This window comes from Halopseudomonas formosensis (assembly GCF_900115905.1).
Taxonomy (GTDB): Bacteria; Pseudomonadota; Gammaproteobacteria; order Pseudomonadales; family Pseudomonadaceae; genus Halopseudomonas; species Halopseudomonas formosensis.
This window is the reverse complement of record NZ_FOYD01000011.1, coordinates 37,893-55,634: the sequence shown is the minus strand read 5'-3', so window position 1 is coordinate 55,634 and position 17,742 is coordinate 37,893. Positions and strand designations below refer to the sequence as shown.

The 17,742-nt window shown below is 62.9% G+C and carries 16 protein-coding genes; 7 read left to right on the top strand and 9 right to left on the bottom strand.

Annotated features, from left to right (window positions below):
* Positions 1-9: 9 nt before the first annotated feature.
* Positions 10-1,134: a cytochrome c oxidase subunit II gene (gene coxB / locus BM046_RS13530; RefSeq protein WP_090540369.1), complete on the bottom strand. Its 1,125-nt coding sequence runs from the start codon at positions 1,132-1,134 to the stop codon at positions 10-12.
* Between the two features lie 311 nt (positions 1,135-1,445).
* Between coxB and BM046_RS13525 the strand changes: the two genes are divergently transcribed.
* A complete protein-coding gene (locus BM046_RS13525; protein ID WP_090540367.1) occupies positions 1,446-2,096 on the top strand; it encodes a hypothetical protein in 651 nt (216 codons plus the stop codon).
* Positions 2,097-2,142: 46 nt separating this feature from the next.
* On the opposite strand, the gene BM046_RS13520 is transcribed toward BM046_RS13525, so the two are convergent.
* Positions 2,143-2,424 carry a YheV family putative zinc ribbon protein gene (locus BM046_RS13520; RefSeq protein ID WP_090540366.1) on the bottom strand — a complete coding sequence of 94 codons (282 nt, stop codon included), beginning with the start codon at positions 2,422-2,424 and terminating at the stop codon, positions 2,143-2,145.
* Complete coding sequence (gene prlC, locus BM046_RS13515) at positions 2,421-4,460, bottom strand: oligopeptidase A (RefSeq protein ID WP_090540365.1); 2,040 nt, start codon at positions 4,458-4,460, stop codon at positions 2,421-2,423. The genes BM046_RS13520 and prlC overlap by 4 nt, the downstream gene beginning before the upstream one ends.
* Positions 4,461-4,598: 138 nt before the next feature.
* On the opposite strand from prlC, the gene BM046_RS13510 reads away from it, so the two are divergent.
* The 3 genes from BM046_RS13510 to BM046_RS13500 all read left to right on the top strand — a co-directional run bounded on the left by BM046_RS13510 (position 4,599) and on the right by BM046_RS13500 (position 7,392).
* A complete protein-coding gene (locus BM046_RS13510; protein WP_090540363.1) occupies positions 4,599-5,135 on the top strand; it encodes a gamma carbonic anhydrase family protein in 537 nt (178 codons plus the stop codon).
* Positions 5,136-5,171: 36 nt separating this feature from the next.
* Positions 5,172-6,254, top strand: a complete 1,083-nt coding sequence (locus BM046_RS13505) for a GGDEF domain-containing protein (protein ID WP_090540361.1) — start codon at positions 5,172-5,174, stop codon at positions 6,252-6,254.
* A 115-nt stretch (positions 6,255-6,369) separates the two neighbouring features.
* Complete coding sequence (locus tag BM046_RS13500) at positions 6,370-7,392, top strand: NADP-dependent oxidoreductase (protein ID WP_090540359.1); 1,023 nt, start codon at positions 6,370-6,372, stop codon at positions 7,390-7,392.
* 153 nt (positions 7,393-7,545) lie between these two features.
* Here the strand turns inward: BM046_RS13500 and BM046_RS13495 are convergent, their stop codons facing one another.
* The 3 genes from BM046_RS13495 to BM046_RS13485 all read right to left on the bottom strand — a co-directional run bounded on the left by BM046_RS13495 (position 7,546) and on the right by BM046_RS13485 (position 11,618).
* On the bottom strand, positions 7,546-9,204 hold the full coding sequence (locus tag BM046_RS13495) for a long-chain fatty acid--CoA ligase (protein WP_090540357.1): 1,659 nt from the start codon (positions 9,202-9,204) through the stop codon (positions 7,546-7,548).
* A 120-nt stretch (positions 9,205-9,324) separates the two neighbouring features.
* Positions 9,325-10,017, bottom strand: coding sequence for a sensor histidine kinase (locus BM046_RS13490; RefSeq protein ID WP_090540355.1), 693 nt, complete (start codon positions 10,015-10,017; stop codon positions 9,325-9,327).
* Positions 10,014-11,618, bottom strand: a complete 1,605-nt coding sequence (locus tag BM046_RS13485; protein ID WP_090540353.1) for a response regulator — start codon at positions 11,616-11,618, stop codon at positions 10,014-10,016. Before BM046_RS13485 ends, BM046_RS13490 begins: the two co-directional genes overlap by 4 nt.
* Before the next feature lie 325 nt (positions 11,619-11,943).
* Here BM046_RS13485 and BM046_RS13480 point away from each other — a divergent pair, with 325 nt between their 5' ends.
* Complete coding sequence (locus BM046_RS13480; protein ID WP_090540351.1) at positions 11,944-12,669, top strand: response regulator transcription factor; 726 nt, start codon at positions 11,944-11,946, stop codon at positions 12,667-12,669.
* Between the two features lie 6 nt (positions 12,670-12,675).
* Here BM046_RS13480 and BM046_RS13475 read toward each other — a convergent pair whose 3' ends face one another.
* The 3 genes from BM046_RS13475 to BM046_RS13465 are packed head-to-tail and all read right to left on the bottom strand — an operon-like array spanning position 12,676 to position 15,805.
* On the bottom strand, positions 12,676-13,224 hold the full coding sequence (locus tag BM046_RS13475; RefSeq protein WP_090540350.1) for a TadE/TadG family type IV pilus assembly protein: 549 nt from the start codon (positions 13,222-13,224) through the stop codon (positions 12,676-12,678).
* Positions 13,221-15,350 carry a pilus assembly protein TadG-related protein gene (locus BM046_RS13470; protein WP_090540349.1) on the bottom strand — a complete coding sequence of 710 codons (2,130 nt, stop codon included), beginning with the start codon at positions 15,348-15,350 and terminating at the stop codon, positions 13,221-13,223. The genes BM046_RS13475 and BM046_RS13470 overlap by 4 nt, the downstream gene beginning before the upstream one ends.
* Positions 15,347-15,805 carry a TadE/TadG family type IV pilus assembly protein gene (locus BM046_RS13465; protein WP_143084200.1) on the bottom strand — a complete coding sequence of 153 codons (459 nt, stop codon included), beginning with the start codon at positions 15,803-15,805 and terminating at the stop codon, positions 15,347-15,349. The genes BM046_RS13470 and BM046_RS13465 overlap by 4 nt, the downstream gene beginning before the upstream one ends.
* A 440-nt stretch (positions 15,806-16,245) precedes the next feature.
* Here BM046_RS13465 and BM046_RS13460 point away from each other — a divergent pair, with 440 nt between their 5' ends.
* Both BM046_RS13460 and BM046_RS16260 read left to right on the top strand, forming a co-directional pair.
* A complete protein-coding gene (locus BM046_RS13460; RefSeq protein WP_090540347.1) occupies positions 16,246-17,052 on the top strand; it encodes an OmpA family protein in 807 nt (268 codons plus the stop codon).
* A gap of 106 nt (positions 17,053-17,158) precedes the next feature.
* Positions 17,159-17,742: BapA/Bap/LapF family prefix-like domain-containing protein (locus BM046_RS16260; RefSeq protein ID WP_177197876.1), on the top strand; the 584-nt coding region annotated here is incomplete at its 3' end.

Here is a 17,742-nt window from a genome sequence, read left to right as displayed (position 1 = left end):
ACAGGTCTCCTATTGGCCGTTCTTGAAGTTGAGGATATCGATGGGGGCCACTATGTCGCCGGTGTCGTTGCCCCAGGCGTTGCGCTCGTAGGTGATCACTGCGGCAATGTCGGTTTCCGACAGCTGCGGACCATAGGCGGCCATGGCGGTACCGGGCACCCCGTTGACCACCACATCGATATGCGCGGCTATGTCGTTGAGCACCAGTTCGCTGCCCTTGAGGGAGGGAAACACCGGCGGCATCCCTTCGCCGTTGGCCTGGTGGCAGGCGACACAGGTACTGGTGTAGACACGCTGACCGCGTTCCATCAGCTCCTCAAGCGTCCATTCCTTGCTGGTCAGCTCGGCTTCGGCGGCGGCGGTCGCCTTGCGCTCGGCCAGCCAGGTGGCGAAGTCCTCCGGCGTCCGGGCCTCGACCACGATCGGCATGAAGGCGTGGTCCCGCCCGCACAGCTCGGTGCACTGGCCACGGTAGATGCCGGGCTCGTCGATGCGGGTCCAGGACTCGTTGATGAAGCCGGGGATGGCATCCTTCTTCACCGCCAGCGCCGGCACCCACCAGGAATGGATGACGTCGGCGGAGGTGATCAGGAAGCGGATCTTCTGGCCGGTGGGCACCACCAGCGGCTCGTCCACCTCGAGCAGATAGTGCTCGCCCTTGGCCTGCTGGTTGGTGATCTGTTCACGGGGCGTGGCCATGTTGCTCATGAAGCTCACGCCCTCGCCCATATAGTTGTACTGCCAGCGCCACTGATAGCCGGTGACCAGGATGTCCAGATCGGCGTCTTCGGTATCGTAGATCTCGATCAGGGTTTTGGTCGCGGGGATCGCCATGCCGATCAGGATCAGCAGCGGAATGACGGTCCAGAGAATCTCGACCGTGAGGTTTTCATGGAACTTGGCGGCGACCGCCCCCTTGGCGCGGCGGTGCATGATCATCGACCAGAACATCACGCCGAACACCATGGCGCCGATGATCACCGAGATCCAGAAGATGGTCATGTGCAGATTGAAGACCGAGCGGCTGACTTCTGTTGCCCCCGGACTCATGTTAATGGTCCAACTTGCGCTGGTATGGCCGGCTAGAGACGCGAGAAACAAGCCGATCAGCCAGCTGCGTGCATGTCGCAACATCCCGGTTTCCCCTTGTTCTTTTTTTTATAATGACTCACGAGCATGGTCAGCTCAGTCAACAGGGAGTATAGACACGAAGACGGTCAAGGCAATTTTCCGCTCCGTCTTTTTTACCGGATCGTGTTACCCGACGAACCGTCCACCCGGCAGGTCCGCCTGCCGGCGGCGCCAGGCAAGGGGCGGACCGATCGTGGGGATAGGCTCGGCGAAGAGTCACTTTGACGATATGCAGGCACTCTGCTAGCTTCAACTGCCGTCACTTCAAAGCATCAGGCGGGGCCCTGCGGGTTCCGCCATCATCGGAGTTGCGAATGAAAATTGCCGAGTTGCGCGAGCGGGTCAGAGCCGCCCGTGAAGATGAAGCCAACGACGAAGCGCTGCGCACATGGCTGGAGCGGAAACTGCCTGGCCTGCACCGCTCCATACGGACTCGGGAGGATGCGGCCACGACCCTGTTCAACTTCATCCAGGCTTACGTGGAGCGCGTGCCGGACATGCTCGAGGCGGCGCAGGCGGTGGCCAATAATGCCCAGCTGCGCCCGCAGCTGATTCCGGTGCTCAAGGTCGCCGAGGAATTCTTCCTGGAGCCCATGGAGGTGATCTCCGACACCCATCGCGGGCTGTTGCTGCTGCTGGATGAGGCCTATCTGGCGCACCGGCTGGTGGAAGAGGTCAACGACCGCTACGTGGCCCACGGTGGCGAGTCGCTGATTCCGATGAACAACACCAGGGCCAACCTGATAGTCCACGAACTCCTGGGCGAGGACTATGCCAACCGGCTGGACTCGGCGGTCTTCGAAGCCGTTGCCGGCCTGCTGCCCGAGACGGTGTTCGAGAGCCCTGCCTTCCTTGCCTACCGCGAGGGCGTCGGAGAGCAGGACCGTCTGGAAATGTGGCGCCGCTGGCCGAACATGGCCGAGGAGCTGGGCATCGGCCTGACCTGGCGCGACAATCTCCAGTAAACGCCGAACGGCCACACCCGCGTAGCGCGGGTGCGCTGGCCCCGGTTCAGCTGTCCTTCTTCTTCAGCCTGGGATTGGGAAAGAACTGCGCCACGTGGGCACTGGCCGGCTTGGTCACCGGCTTGGCGGTGACCCGGGTGGGCAGTTCCCGGGGAATGGAATTGCCCCGCTCGTCCAGGCTGTCGGCAAAGCCGCATTCCACGCATTCGCGGTGCATGACCCCGTCCTGCTGGTACATGCGGATGGTGTCCATGCGGCTGCAGGCGGGACATACCGCCCCGGCGATGAAACGTTTGACCGGTTGTGCCGGCTGGTTGGGCTCGTTCATGCTGCTTGCTCCTGAGTCAGGCCGCTGTGGCGCAGGAGCGCCTCCACCGAAGGTTCACGGCCGCGGAAGGCGATGAACAGCTCCATGGGTTCGCGGCTGCCGCCCCGGGCCAGGATGTTGTCGCGGAACGAGCGGCCGGTCTCGGCATTGAAGATGCCCTCCTCCTCGAAGCGCGAGAAGGCATCCGCCGACAGCACCTCCGCCCACTTGTAACTGTAGTAGCCGGCCGCATAGCCCCCGGCGAATATGTGTGCGAAGCCATTCTCGAAGCGGTTGAACGACGGCGGCGGCATCACCGATACCTCCTCGCGCACGGCCTGCAGCACCTCACGGGCGCTGCGACCGCTCTGGGCGTGCAGCTCGAAATCGAACAGCGAAAACTCGATCTGGCGCAGCATGGCCAGGCCGGACTGGAAGTTCTTCGCTGCCAGCATCTTCTCCAGCAGGTCCGCCGGCAGCGGCTCGCCGGTTTCATGGTGCCCCGAGATCAGTGCCAGACCTTCCGGCTCCCAGCACCAGTTCTCCATGAACTGACTGGGCAGCTCCACCGCATCCCAGGCCACGCCATTGATACCCGAGGCTGCGGGGTAGTCCACGCGCGTCAGCAGGTGATGCAGGCCATGCCCGAATTCGTGGAACAGGGTGGTCACTTCGTCGTGGGTCAGCAGGGCCGGCCGGTCACCGACCGCCGGGGTGAAATTGCACACCAGATAGGCCACCGGCAGCTGTACTTCGCCGCCGGGCAGGCGCCGCCGGTCCCGGGCACCGTCCATCCAGGCGCCGCCCCGCTTGTTGCTGCGGGCGTACAGATCGAGGAAGAAGCGGCCGATGACCCTGCCTCCCTCGACGACTTCGAACAGACGGGCCTCGGGGTGCCAGCGATCGAACTCGGCTACCTCGCGCAGCTCGACGCCGAACAGCCGGCCGGCGGTGGTGAACATGCCCTGCAGTACCCGGTCCACCGGGAACCAGGGGCGCAGTTCCTCCTGGGAAATGGCGTACCTGTGCTGACGCAGCTGCTCGGCGTAATAGCCGGTGTCCCAGCTCTGCAGCTCACTGCAGCCTCGGCTGGCGGCAAACTCGCGCAGGGCCTGCAGATCGGCCTCGGCATAGGGGCGGCTGCGGCCGGCCAGATCGCGCAGGAAGCCCAGCACCTGATCGGTGCTGTCGGCCATCTTGGTTGCCAGGGACAGTTCGGCGTAATTGGCGTAGCCCAGCAGGCTGGCCAGCTCCTGCCGCAGCTGGAGAATCTCGGCGATGACGGGGCCGTTGTCATTCTGCCCGGCATGCGGCCCCTGGTCGGAAGCCCGGGTACAGTAGGCAGTGTAGACCTCGCGGCGCAGATCGGCGTTGTCGGCGTAGGTCATCACCGCGTAGTAGCTGGGGAATTCCAGGGTAATCAGCCAGCCGTCCAGATCCCGGGCCTCGGCGGCCTGGCGGGCCTGGGCCAGGGCGGATTCGGGCAGACCGGCCAGCTCGCTGACGTCGGTGACATGTCTGGTCCAGGCCTGGGTGGCATCCATCAACTGGTTGGAGAAGCGGCTCTGCAGCTCCGACAGACGCATCTTCAGCTCACCGTAGCGCTTCTGCTGCTCCGCCGGCAGGGCAATGCCGGACAGCCGGAAATCGCGCAGGGCATGCTGGATGATGGTTTGCTGGGCGGCATCCAGTTCGTGGTAGGCGTCACTGTCGGCCAGTTGCCGGTAGGCATTGTACAGGGCCTGGTTCTGGCCCATTTCCGTGGAAAACTGGCTCAGCAGCGGCAGGCAGCTGTCATGGGCTTCGCGCAGCTCGGGGCTGTTCATCACCGCATTCAGGTGACTGACCGGGGACCAGGCCCGACTCAGGCGCTCGCCCATCTCGTCCAGCGGCTCGATCAGGGTGGCCCAGGTCCACTGCGCCGGCGGCCTGGCCAGCAACTGCTGCAGCTGTTCGCGGCTGTCGGCGATGACCTGCTCGATGGCCGGTCTGACATGCTCCGGCTTGATCTGGCTGAAGGGCGGCAGGTCGTAGGCGTGCAACAGCGGATTGGACATGGCGGGGTTTCCTGAATAGCGTGGGTTCGTACAATGGGGTCATGGTAGCGAACCAGAGAATCATTGGCACCCGGTTGCATGCCGGGCGGCTATATCCGATAGATGATGGCGGCAGTCCGCCAATTCAAGGGGCAACAGATGAATATACGCCGTTTCGCCGGTCACCAGCCGCAGCTGGGTGAGCGGGTGTTTGTGGATGCCAGCGCGGTAGTCCTGGGGGATGTCGAGCTGGGCGAGGACTGTTCGGTCTGGCCCATGGCGGTGATCCGCGGGGACATGCACCGTATCCGCATCGGTGCCCGTACCAGCGTGCAGGATGGCAGCGTGCTGCACATTACCCACGCCGGGCCCTTCAACCCCGACGGCTACCCCCTGATCATCGGCGATGATGTGACCATCGGCCACAAGGTACTGCTGCACGGATGCACTGTAGGCAGCCGGGTGCTGATCGGCATGGGCAGCATCGTCATGGACGGGGCGGTGATCGAGGACGAGGTGATTCTTGGCGCCGGCAGTCTGGTGCCGGCGAACAAGCGGCTGCGCAGCGGCTACCTGTACATGGGCAGCCCGGCGAAGGAGGTGAGGGCGCTGACCGAGCGTGAACGGGAGTTCTTCACCTATACTGCAGCCAACTATGTGCGTCTGAAGGATCAGTACCGCAACGAGAGCAACTGAGCGCGTCTGCATCCAACCATTTCAGGGAGAGAAGCTGTGCCAGGGAAAAGGTTCAAGAAAGCGCCCCATGCCGACGGTGGCCTGGAGCAGGAGGACAGTCGCGCCCTGCTGCGCCTGATCTATCTGGCCACCGGCCTGACCATAGGCTTCTTCGGCATACTGCAGGGCCTCAATGGCAACACCCTGCTGGCCATCGTCGAGGCCTGCGCCTGTCTTCTGCTGCTGGTCGGCGCTGTCTGCCTCGGGCGGGTGCGCAACCTCACGCCGTGGATCTACCTGTATCTGCTGCCGACCTACAGCTTCCTTATCTACATCATCGTCATGCCCGAGGCCTCGGTGTCGGCCTTCGTCTGGGTCTTCATGATCCCGGTGATGACCTACCTGCTGCTGGGCAAGCGGGCCGGCTTCCTGGTCACTGTGCCCTTTGCCATGGTCGCGATCGCCGCCTACATGCTCAAGCACCCCGAGCAGCTGGAAGGCGCAGGGTTGATCGACCTGGGCAACGCGCTGCTGTGCGGGCTGCTGATCATGTTGTTCGTACACGTGTACGAGAGCCGGCGGGCGGCAGCGCAGCTGTTGCTGCGGCACATGGCCGAATCCGACGGTCTGACCGGTGTCGCCAACCGCAGCAGCTTCCAGCGTGAGCTGGGCAACAGCATCGCCCTGGCACGCCGCAGTGGCCATGCACTGGTACTGGTGATTCTCGATCTTGACCATTTCAAGGCCATCAATGATCGCTGGGGCCACGAAGCCGGGGACCAGGCCCTGCGCCACGTCTGCAACTGTCTGCAGGGGCGCCTGCGCGGTACCGACCTGCTGGCTCGGCTCGGTGGGGAGGAATTCGGCATTCTGCTGCGCGATACCGACACTGCCCATGCCCTGCCGCTGGTGGAGCAGCTGCGGGCGCAGATCGCCCGGCATCCGCTGGACTACCGGGGCGAGCAGATACCGCTGTCGGCTACCTTCGGCATGGCCGAGTGGCCGCGCGATGGCAGTGACGGCGACCAGTTGTACCGCTGCGCCGATCGGCGTCTGTACCGCGGCAAGCATCAGGGTCGTAACCAGCTGGTGTTCCATGACGTACTGATCATCGACGGGATACGAACGGATGCAGGGTGATTGCTGACGGCCGATCATCGTGATGAATAACAGGCGGCAGCGGCACGGCGCTGGTCTATGATCAGCAACAAGCCGGGCCCAGGCCCGGGTTATCCATTGCTCATGCGAGGTCCGAATGTCTGCTTATACCAACCGAAAAATAATTCTGCAGCGCCGCCCCCAGGGGGAGATCCGCGATGGTGATCTGGTCCTGACCGAAGCACCGGTGCGCGAGCTGCGCGACGGCGAGGTGCTGATCAAGACCCTGTGGCTGTCACTGGACCCCTACATGCGCCCGCGCATGAACGATGCCAAGGGCTACATGGATCCCATCGGTATCGGCGAGGTCATCGTCGGTGAGAGCGTCGGCCGGGTGATCGAGTCGAAGTCGCCGAATTACGCCGAGGGTGATCTGGTCACCTGCTACTCCGGCTGGCAGGAGTACTGCATCATTCCCGGTGATGCGCCCATGGTCTACAAGATCCAGCCCCGGGGTATCCCGCTGCAGGCCTATCTGGGTGTGGCCGGCATGCCCGGACGCACCGGCTACTGCGGTCTGGTCTACGTCGGCAAGCCGAAGGCGGGTGAAACCGTGGTGGTGTCCGCGGCCTCCGGCCCGGTCGGCACCGTGGTGGGCCAGACCGCCAAGCAGCTCGGTTGCCGCGTTGTCGGCGTCGCCGGGGGCGAGGAGAAGTGCCGCTTCGTGGTCGAGGAGCTGGGCTTTGATGCCTGTGTCGATTACAAGGCGGGCAACCTCGAGGCCGATCTGGCGGCGGCCTGTCCGAACGGCATTGATGTGTACTTCGAGAACGTCGGCGGTGATGTCAGCCGTGCCGTGGCCAGGCTGCTGAACCCCGGCTCGCGGGTGCCGATCTGTGGCTACGTCTCGGCCTACAATGCCGAGGACGCGAGCAAGGTGGAAACCCCCTTCCATATCTTCGGCAAGCTGGAGAATCCGCCGGAGCACCGTTTCTTCCTGGTCACCGAGTGGCAGGACCAGCACCAGGAGATCACGGCACTGCTGGCCGAGCAGGTGGCCAGTGGCAATCTCAAGTACCGGGAAACCGTCGCCGAGGGACTGGACAATGCCGTAGAGGCATTCAAGGGCATGCTCAAGGGCAAGAACTTCGGCAAGCAGCTGGTGCATATTGCCGATTGAAGTAGGAGGGCCGGGTTCCATCCCGGCCACTTGGGGTTGCCGCCAATCGCTCCCTGGGAGGGACGAGCACCAGCTCGTCCACGGGGCTGGCGGCGAGGCCTCTCATCGAGCTGGTGCTCGACGTTCCCAGAGGTTAAAAGGCTCGGGACGCCATCAGCTGTTCGCCCACTCCTGCTCCTGCAGTGCCCGCCACATGATCTTGCCCGCCGGTGACTTGGGCAGGCTGTCGACAAACTCCACCAGCTTCGGACATTTGTAAGCCGACATGTTGTTCTTGCACCAGTCGAGAATGTCATCTGCGGTGGTTCCGTCATGCCCTGCCGCCAGCACTACCACGGCCTTGACCGTTTCGCCGCGGCGTTCGTCGGGGGCGGAAATGATGCAGACCTCGTGCACCGCCGGATGACCATAGAGCAGTGCCTCCACCTCCGCCGGCCAGACCTTGTAGCCGGAGGCATTGATCATCCGCTTGACCCGATCGACCAGGAAGAAATAGCCCTCTTCGTCATAATGACCCAGGTCCCCGCTGCGGAAGAACCGCTTGCCGTCCAGCTCGATGAAGGCCTCGGCAGTGGCCTCCGGGCGGCGCCAGTAGCCCTGGAACACCTGTTCGCCGTGGAGCACGATCTCGCCGGTCTCGCCGACTCCGACCTCACGCAGGCTGTCCACATCGATGACCCGCGCGTCCACCCCGATGATGGGGATGCCCAGACACTGCGCCTTGGGTGCCGCGGGGGGATTCATGTGGGTGGCGCTGAGGGTTTCCGACAGACCATAGCCTTCCGAATAGCGCAGTCCGAGCTTGTTCTCCAGCTTCGCCGCGATGGCCGCCGGCATGGCTGCTCCACCGCCGCCGATGGACTTGAGCGTGCTCAGATCATATTGCTCGATATCCGGATCCGAGAGCAGATCCACCACCATGGTGGGAATGTTGCGCCAGGAGGTGATGCCGTGTCGCTCGATCAGTCGGGCGGCCGTTTTGCGATCCCAGCGGGTCATGATGACCTGGGTGGCACCGAGATAGATGGAGGCGTTCATGCACACCTGCATCCCGGTCACGTGGAACATGGGAACCGAGACCAGCTGCACCACATCATGCTGGCTGTTCCCCCACACCGAGCAGTAGACGGTAGTGGCCATGGCGCTGTGGTGGGTGTGGGTGCAGCCCTTGGGGTTGCCGGTGGTGCCGGAGCTGTAGGGAATCACGCACAGGTCATCCGGGCCGGCGGTCAGCGGACCGGGCTGGTAGGCCGCTTCCATTGCCTGCTGCCAGGGCGTGAGACCGGGCAACTCGGGCAGGCTGGAGTCCAGTGTCACGGCGTCCGGCAGGGCCAGGTCGGTGGGCTCGCGCACGTATTCGCCATAGGCGCTGACAATGACTTCGCGCAGCTGGGTATGGCCGACCAGGCCGCTGATATTGTCCAGCAGTTCCCGACCACAGAGGGCAACCTCGGCCTCGGTATCAGCGATCAGGTACTCCAGTTCCGCCTTGCGGTTCATCGGGTTGACCGGTACCACCACGGCGTTGGCCCGCAGAATGGCGTAAAAGCCGATGACGAACTGGGGGCTGTTCTGCATGTACAGCAGCACTCGGTCCCCGGCCTGTACACCTGCTCGCTGCAGATAACCGGCCAGCGCCTCGGCCTGCTGCTCGAGCTCGGCGTAGGTCAGGGTGGTGCCGTAATAGATGATGGCCGGGTGCTGCGGGTAGCGCAGGGCAGAGACGCTCAGGTTGGAATACAGGCTGGTCGCCGGAAGGTCGAGGAATTTCGGCACCAGATCGGGCCAGACGGCGTAATGACGGTCAAACATACGCGGGTCTCCGTGGGCGGTCTTGTCATTATTGAGGCCCAAGTCAAACACGCCCGGGCGGACGGGGGAAAGCCCCAGAACCCTCGGTGTTGATGGATCATAAGCCGGACCGTGTCCGACTCAGGGCAGATACAGACGGAATTCGCCCCCGCCCAGCTCACCGTCGTTGACCAGCTCGATATAGCCCTGGTGTCCGTCGCGCTGGTGCATGGCGGCGATGCACTGACCGAAATACAGACCCAGCCCGGTGCTGCCCTGCACCAGGTCCGCCGCCTGGGCGTCCTGGCCGCGGCGGCCGAGCATGTGCTCGGGATAGCCCGCCCCGTCATCGCTGATGCGGATCAGCAGCATGCCATCGTCCGTGGTGGCGCTGAGCCGGATGGCTGAACGGGTGTAGCGGATGGAGTTGTTGATGACATTGCCGATGACCGAGCCGATCAGCGTGTCGTCCAGCACGAACAGTTCCGGCCCCGCTATATGGCAGCTGCTGCTGATATTGCGCGCCTGGAGAATCTCCGCATGCCGGGCCAGTTGCTCCTGCAGCAGCGCTTCCACATCTGCCCAGTCCGGCTGCAGTGGCAGCTCATTGATCTGCAGCTTGTACAGCCCCAGCATCTGCATCAGCATGCCGTTCAGCCGCAGCGCCTCGTACTCGATCACGCCGCGCTCACCGGCCTGCGCCTGCTCCGGCGGCAGACGTGCCAGCCACTGTTCCCAGTTCTGCATCATCAGACTCAGGGAGTTCTTGATGTCATGGATGGTCGAGGCCAGGATGGCGGAAAATTCGGGGCCCGGATCCTGATGGTTCATCATTGCGCCTCCAGGCGGTCACATAACTTGAGGTAGCGTTCCCGGCGATGATCATCGGCCGGCATCTGGCTGGCCCGCTGCAGGCAGGCGCGGCATTCCCGGACAAGGTCGGCCGACGGCTCGCGGGATATCAGGCGCAGCAATGACTGGGCGGTATTGAGCGCAAAACTGATATTGCGTGGCTGGGCGGCGCCGGCCCGGCGGAACAGCTCCAGCGCTGCGGCATACTGCTTCTGCTGATACTGCAGTATGCCCTGACGGTTCCATTCCAGTGCCTCGGAGCCCGCCGCGAGAATGTCCGGATCGTCCGTATGCCGGGCCAGGGCGTCCATCACCTGGGGATCGTCACCATACATCTCGGCGCACGTGGCCAGCACCTGCTGGGCCCGTTGTGACTGTCCCAGTTCGTCCAGCTGCGTGAAAACCTGCATGGCCGCCTCGGCACTGAAGAAACCGGGCATTTCCTGCAGTTGCTCGAGGGCCTGGTCGGTCAGGCGGCGCGCCTCGTCCTCCTGCCCGGTGCGGCGCAGGGTCTGGGCCTGCGCCAGGCGCGAACGCACGGCCAGTGCCGGATCATCCCGCCAGGTCCGGTCCAGCTCGGTCAGGGTCTGACGAATCTCCACCAGCTGGCGCTGGCTGAGCGTGCCGTCGTCGGACTGGGCGTGCAGACTGGAAACCAGATTGAGGTGGTTCTCCGGATTGCGGAACAGCGAGTGCCGGCCCAGCTCCACCGCCTGACGATAGGCGCGGGCGGCCTGCTCGTGATCCCGGTTGCGACGGGCCAGACTGCCCATGGTTTCCTGGCGGCGCAGGGAATTGGGCGACAGCCGCAGGCCCTGCTGCAGATAGTCCTGCGCCTGCTCAGGGTCGCCCTGGGCCAGCGCGGTGGCGGCCAGTCCGTCATACATCGCCGGTACCCTGGGGAATTGCCGGATGCCCTCTTCGTAGGTATCACGAGCTTCGTCCAGCCTTCCGCTGTTCCGGTACAGCTCGGCCAGAGCAAGCATCGCCCAGGGCACCGGACGCTCGGCAATCAGGTCCCGCAACACGCGTTCCTGTTCCCCATGCTGACCCAGCCCGCCGAGGGCCATGACCAGGTAGCGCTGACACTGGGGGCGGTAGCGTGGGTGTGCGGCGATCACCTGCCGGCAGGCCTCCAGCACACGGGCATGGTCGCCCTCGTGGTGGGCTTCCAGTAGCGGGCGCAGGGTAGTCTTCATGGCGATCAGGCGATCCAGCCGCTGTTGCAGGCTGGCCTGATTGAAAGGCTTGGCCAGGTAGCTGTCCGGTTCGCATTCCAGCGCAGCCAGCACCATGGCCTGACTGCTCTCGGCGGAGATCATCACGAACACGCAGTGGGGTGGAAGCAGGCGCCGGTGATGGAGTTCCTCCAGGACCTGCTGACCGTTCTTGCCGCCGCCCAGGTTATAGTCGTGCAGGATCACGTCATACTGATTGCGTCGACACAGGGCCAGGGCTTCCTCCCCGCGGCCCACCGCGTCGATGTCGTTCACACCCATCTGCCGAAGCATGCCGATCAGGGCTGCACGGAAGTCGGTGAAGTCATCGACGACAAGAAATAGTTTCCTATTGTATTCAATCATCGTGCTGTCCGCCCGCTGCCAACGGTGCCGATCCGCTGTCAATTAGCCAAATTTGTCATGGTATGGCGTGCCCTTCACACACTAGACTCCAGGCGCACGCCCGCCTCTGCCTTGCATGTTTCAGCCACGTGCCAGCATTCTGCCACAAATAGACGCGTTCCCATCTGCTCGCCTATTATCGGTGGACGTCCGACGCCGGCGTAATTTTGACTACCCATTCATTGCCTTGCGCAGCAGCAGAGCGTCCAGCTGCTACAGTATTATCGACTGTCGAGTCAATTTATGATGGAGCGGCCACAAGGATTACATTCAAAGGGAGAACTGAATGGTTAGCACTAGAATAAAACCATGCAAGGTTCTGATCGTGGACAACGAGCCGTTCGTTGTTGAGGAACTGATTGATCTGTTTGAAAACAACGACATCAACTGTATCGGTTGTGTCAGCTCCACTGAAGCCCTTACTCGCTTCCACGACGATGAACATGTCGGTGTGGTGCTCAGTGATTACCGAATGCCTGAAATGAATGGCATCGAGCTCATCCATCAGCTGAAGAAAACCGCCGGCAAGCGTCCCTTCGAAAGCATTCTGTTCACCGGTGATGCGGACAAGGAGGATGTCATCGCCGCCCTGCGCGCCGGTGTATCCGATTATCATCAGAAGCCTCTGGATCTGGATGCCCTGCTGGCTGGTGTACAGCGGCTGCAGAGACGGGTTCAGCGGCGCGCCGCCGCTGTCGGGGTCGAGCTGATCGGCGAACGCATCAGGCAGATGGCGGAGTCGCTGCAGGAGCTGCAGCAGGGTGTCAGCGGCCTGACTGCGGAGGCGGAAACCGAGTCGGTACCGGTAGTGGAGCTGCCCGGTTACTCCAAGCTCTCTCCCCGACAGATGGAGGTGGCCGAGCTGCTGGCTCGCGGCCTGACCAACTATCAGATTTCCTGCGAGCTGGGCATTTCGGAGAATACCGTCAAACTTTATGTCTCGCAGGTATTGCGAGCCACCAACATGCACAACAGAACCATGCTGGCCCTAGCGCTGGGCGCGCGCAAATAACCCCGGCTAGAGACGGACCGACGAACGCCCGCGCACGAAGGACTCGCCTCGTGCATCCTGCGGGAGGGTGGGAACGTCTACGCCAAACAGCGTCAGGGTGGGGATGATGGCCTGCTCGCGATCATAGGCTCGCTGCAGACATACGTTCAGTTGATAGCGGGGCGCATGCGACGGGGCATCCGGCATCAGCCGATAGTGTCCCAGCGACCGTCCTGCCATGTCAGGCAGAGCGATCCAGCCAGCGTCCTCCTCCGGAGCCGGGCAGCCGCCCTGGACCCAGCCCGACGGCAGCCAGCTGGCCTCTACCACTTCATGTACCTGACGGTTGACCCGAGCGATATAGGCAGCCGCCTGCGGGACAGGACTGACCCGCACGGCAGACCGCGCCGCGTCAGCACTGAGCTGTTTGAAGCTCAGCGTCAGTAGAAAGGGCAGGCTGTAGCCGATGATGGCGTAAACCAGGGCGAAGAAGACCAGAAAAAGCACAGCGAACTCGATGGCCACGGCGCCACGCTGATGCCGCCGGCCGGCCCCTCGAAAGTCGTCAGCGCTCATCGAACGAGCCTCGGGGCACCGCAGCTGATGCTGTGCACAGTGACGTCGGTGCGACTCAGCTCCAGTCCCAGCAGGTCATCCAGCAGCGGAGACAGAATATATTCGCCGATCACGTTGAGCAGTCCTTCAAGCAGGTCGATCAGCGGGTCCAGAATGGTGGCGAGCAAGGGCTGTACTACCTTGCCAAGCAGGCCACCGAGCAGTGAACCGAGAAAACCGCTGCGGGCCTCGGACTGCAGGGAGTCGATCAGCTTGCCGCGGGCACAGGCGGCGCCATAGCGCAATGGATTGGCGCTGCCCGCCACCAGGCATCCGCCGAGCCGCACGCTGCTGGCCCATTCCGCGGTCATGTTCTGGGAAAAGAGGAAGGCTGGTCGTTCCCAGTCCACCCCGTCGCGGTGCAGACGGTCCTTGATCTGGTCAATCTCGCCATAGGTGTAGTAGCCGGGGTAGGCCGGCGTAATCAGCGCCAGGTAGCGGTCGGCGATGCTCGTCGCCTGGGCCGCATTCAGTCTGTCCGGCACACTGGGTGCGTTGCCGAGCAGCTGCAGGAGTTCCCCCGTCAGGTCTGCGACCAGAGTGCCTGCGTGCAGCGGATTGGTATCGCTGGACTGGGTCTGGGGCAGGTCCTGCTGGCGGAAAGTCAGCTCCTGCGGCCGTGTGGGAAGCACGGGCAGGGCGACGCTGCCATGCAGCAGGTTCAGGTTCAGCAATTTGATCAGTGACTGGTCCTGTACCGAATGGGTGCAGCTGCCGCGGGTCGACCAGAGCGTGTCGGCGGGCATGTTACCGATACAGGCACTCCCCAGTGCGGATATCACTTCGATGGTGGCGCTCGGCTCGGGGCCATCACAGCTCAACGCGGTGAGCTCACCTGCGGCATCCACCAGATCAATGATGATGGGCAACTGCACTGAGGTACCGAGCAGGCCCAGCAATCCACCGAGCACACCCCGGGAAGTGTCCACATCCAGCTTGAGGCGGACCTGGGCATTGTAGGCAGTAGTACCAACTGGTCCTATCCCGATCGATGGGGGTTCTACTACGCCTGCCTCCAGTCGCACGGTGTTGAGCAGATCAAGTGCGCCGCCCGGCGCCCCACTGGCATCCGGAGCGCCGATGGCCAGTCCGCGGCCCTGGACGCCGACCAGCAATGATGTGGTCAGGATATCCCCCAGCTGGATACGGGCATCCAATGCGGCACCTACGGGGTCATTTCCTGCAGTGGCCAGGGACAGCAGCCCCGGTGACTGTGCCGTGCCCAGCAGTTTCAGGTCAATCTCCCGCAACAGTGGTGCCTCCGGCAGCAATCGCAACCGCAACGCCTCGAGATCGGCTGCCAGCGCGGCATCATCGATGAGCGCGATTGAAGCATCGATCAACCGGTCAATGCCCAATGCCCCCACCTGGGTATCAACCAGGTCCAGCAACCCCTCCGGCGACAGCGCTTTCAGCTGCTCTATGCCCACATCAACGCCCAGTGCCGCGAGAAGGCCTGCAGGGGTGATGGTCGCATTGGCCAGCCCGACGCTGTCGAGCAGAGTCAATGTCTGAGGTTCAAGACCGATGGCAGACAACAGGGTGCCCAACAGACGACTGTTGTTCAGGCGCAGCAGCTGCGAGCCCACCGTGAAGGCGGCCACCGGTTCGTCCCTTGCTGCCACAGCGACGGCGCGAAGGTCCACACTATCGGCAATGTTCGCCGAGAATGCGCTGCCCACCTGTAGTACCAGACTGCTGGGCACCCGATGGGTGGCTGTCACTTCCACCGCCCGCCCGCCGGTGTTGTTGGGCACGGCAACCCGCAACCCGCCGGACTCGATGATATCCGCGCACCGCACAGACAGGCCGCGTTCGCCGACCGTATTGAAGCCATTGGCCGCAGCGTTGCCGCGAGCCAGTTCCGCGGTCAGTGCCGGATCGCTGGAGCAGTTGCCATCCGGCAGCTGGAGCAGGCTGCCCAGGGCGGCGGTATCGGCCACCTTCTGCAGGGTACGCTGCTGCAGGTAAAGGCGGCCGCTGTCCAGTACCAGAGCCATGAACATGAGCAGCAGAAGCAGGGTACCGGCGGCCAGGATACTGAACGCACCCCGCTGTCCGAGTACGCTGGGGTGGTGTCGGCTCATGGTGCGAAAGCCCCTGTGCTCCGGCGCAGAATGGTCGCTTCGCCACGAATCTCTGCCGGAAGTACCGGGTAGCGCCAGCCGAACAACGAGACCTGGGGCAGGATTTCCGAAGGTCGAGAATGGCGGATGCAAGCGGAAATGCGGTCTGCAGACTCCTTCAGGTATTGACCGCTCGGGTAGTCGGAACAGGGCTGTGTCCAGTCGGCGGGCAGCCAGGAATCGGCGACGACATCTCTGGCAACCTGTTGCCGCAGCTCTTGCGCGCCGTGATCGAAGGCGAAGAGCACTGCCTCGCGGGCAGCATCGGCGGCCACCTCCTGATAGCTCGAAGCCATCAGCAGAGGGACGACGTAACCGACCATGCCATAGAACAGGGCCATGACCAGCATGAAGATGAAAGCAAACTCGATGCTCACCGCACCCCGCTGATGCGTCCTGGCATTAGGATGTGTCATATCCCGCTCTGCTGCTCAATGAAGCCTGGATCGGCGCCCAACCGTTCGTGAACGGCCGCGGCCGCTATCGTGAGTTATAAGAGATTGGGTCTGAACTGGAAATAATGACTTGTAATTAGTACCGGTTCGGTGCTCGGCATAACTGGTCATATATAGACCTTTGGTATTAGTTGCTTTGTCTAGTTTTAACGCGTTTGTTCAGCAGGTGCTGATACTTCGCTGTTTATATTTCCTCGTTATTGAGTTGATTGCCCATGAATCCTGCGTAAAAGGCTTTTCCCAGAGGCCTTGCGCCGAGCTGCCACCCCCTCCGCTATTAGTACTAATTCAATATTTATTCTTTGCAGATACTGCCTAAGATGCAGCAATAAGAACATGTGCCCGGGCCGTGCGTTGTCGGCCGGGTGACAACGCTGTGGATCTGAACAAGGAGTTCCCCCATGGGAATAGCGAAGAAAGTAACAGCGCTCTGCGCTTTGGCACTTCTGACTGCCTGCGCGAATCTGCAGCAGGGCGATGGGGAACCGGTGCGCCAGCCATCGGACTTTGACGATGTTGCCGTGGTATTCAAGGATCTGGGCCCCGGTTATGTTCGGCAAGGCGCGGTAATTCCGGTGCCCACCATCGCGCAGGTGTCTCCCGGGCTGAGCAGGGAAGAGGTCAGAGCCCTGCTGGGTAATCCGGTGAAGGAGGTCGATCAGCGATGGTGGGTATACAACATCAGCCTGCCCCTGGCAGCCCGTCATGATTATCTGGTCTGCCAGTACGGCATTGCCTTTGATCCCGCTGGTCAGGTAACCGGCACCCGCTGGCGTCGCCCGCAGTGTGATGCCCGCTATCATGAGCTGCTGCCGCCTGCCTCGCAGGACGTCGAGGAGATCACCCTGTTCAGCGACGTCCTGTTCGATTTCGACAGTGCCACATTGTCTTCTGAAGGTCTCCGCGAGCTGGACCTGGCGGCCCAGGTCGTGACGGACCGAATGGTTGAACTGGAACGCATCGTGGTCGTGGGTCATACCGACCGAATCGGCGCAGAGGCCTACAACGACTCCCTGTCGATGCGTCGTGCCGAAGCCGTCCGACGCCATCTTGTCCAGCGTGGCATCGACGGCTCCCGGGTTTTCGCCGAGGGCAAGGGCGCCCGGGAACCCCTCATCGAGTGTCAGGGCCGCGTCGTTACCGCCGCGCTCAAACAGTGTCTGCAGCCCAACAGGCGAGTGCAGATCATGATCTACGGCCAGCGTTGAATGCCATGTGACCGGGACCGGAGTAACTCAGGTTGCTCCGGAGCGCCGGGCAGATCAGCAGGTTCAGCGTTAACAAGAAGCTAGAAAATCGTTCCGGAGTATCAGCATGGCAGCCAATACCATTGAAATCATTGATAAAAGCGGCGGTTCGGTCACCAGTGTGCCGGTCAGCGGAGACGTTGCGCTGAGCGGACCGGGTGTGGTGAAGCTGCCCTTCGGCCCTGAGCAGCTCGCGTCGACCGCGCGGGTCGGAGACGACCTGGAGGTTGTTCTGAATAACGGCGAGAGGATTCTCCTCAAGGATTTCTTTGGTCCCGGCGCCGACGACCGCAGCGAGCTGATGCTGGAAGACGCCAACGGGGTGGTATGGCTCGGTCAGTATGACTCCAGCGCCGCAGACTTCGCCTTTGCCGAGGTGGCCGAAGCGGCTGCGGCCGGTGGTATTCCTGATTGGGCATGGGTTGTCCTGGGCTTGCTGGGTGCAGGAGCCGTCGCAGCCATCATCGACGACAACCGCAGTTCTTCCTCGAAAAAGACGCCGATCCCCGATGATGATGGTGACGCTGACGCTGACGCTGACGCTGACGCTGACGCTGACGCTGACGCTGACGCTGATGCGGATGCGGATGCGGATGCGGATGCCGACGCGGATGCTGACGCCGATGCCGATGCCGATGCCGATGCCGATGC

Excerpts from the sequence above, each read along its gene's own strand:
- BM046_RS13475 (WP_090540350.1), bottom strand. The coding sequence starts at position 13,224 with ATGAGCGCTGACGACTTTCGAGGGGCCGGCCGGCGGCATCAGCGTGGC.
- BM046_RS13520 (WP_090540366.1), bottom strand. The coding sequence starts at position 2,424 with ATGAACGAGCCCAACCAGCCGGCACAACCGGTCAAACGTTTCATCGCC.
- BM046_RS13485 (WP_090540353.1), bottom strand. The coding sequence starts at position 11,618 with ATGATTGAATACAATAGGAAACTATTTCTTGTCGTCGATGACTTCACC.
- BM046_RS13470 (WP_090540349.1), bottom strand. The coding sequence starts at position 15,350 with ATGAGCCGACACCACCCCAGCGTACTCGGACAGCGGGGTGCGTTCAGT.
- BM046_RS13525 (WP_090540367.1), top strand. The coding sequence starts at position 1,446 with ATGAAAATTGCCGAGTTGCGCGAGCGGGTCAGAGCCGCCCGTGAAGAT.
- BM046_RS13480 (WP_090540351.1), top strand. The coding sequence starts at position 11,944 with ATGGTTAGCACTAGAATAAAACCATGCAAGGTTCTGATCGTGGACAAC.
- BM046_RS13465 (WP_143084200.1), bottom strand. The coding sequence starts at position 15,805 with ATGACACATCCTAATGCCAGGACGCATCAGCGGGGTGCGGTGAGCATC.
- BM046_RS13500 (WP_090540359.1), top strand. The coding sequence starts at position 6,370 with ATGTCTGCTTATACCAACCGAAAAATAATTCTGCAGCGCCGCCCCCAG.
- BM046_RS13510 (WP_090540363.1), top strand. The coding sequence starts at position 4,599 with ATGAATATACGCCGTTTCGCCGGTCACCAGCCGCAGCTGGGTGAGCGG.
- BM046_RS13495 (WP_090540357.1), bottom strand. The coding sequence starts at position 9,204 with ATGTTTGACCGTCATTACGCCGTCTGGCCCGATCTGGTGCCGAAATTC.
- BM046_RS13490 (WP_090540355.1), bottom strand. The coding sequence starts at position 10,017 with ATGATGAACCATCAGGATCCGGGCCCCGAATTTTCCGCCATCCTGGCC.
- prlC (WP_090540365.1), bottom strand. The coding sequence starts at position 4,460 with ATGTCCAATCCGCTGTTGCACGCCTACGACCTGCCGCCCTTCAGCCAG.
- coxB (WP_090540369.1), bottom strand. The coding sequence starts at position 1,134 with ATGTTGCGACATGCACGCAGCTGGCTGATCGGCTTGTTTCTCGCGTCT.
- BM046_RS13460 (WP_090540347.1), top strand. The coding sequence starts at position 16,246 with ATGGGAATAGCGAAGAAAGTAACAGCGCTCTGCGCTTTGGCACTTCTG.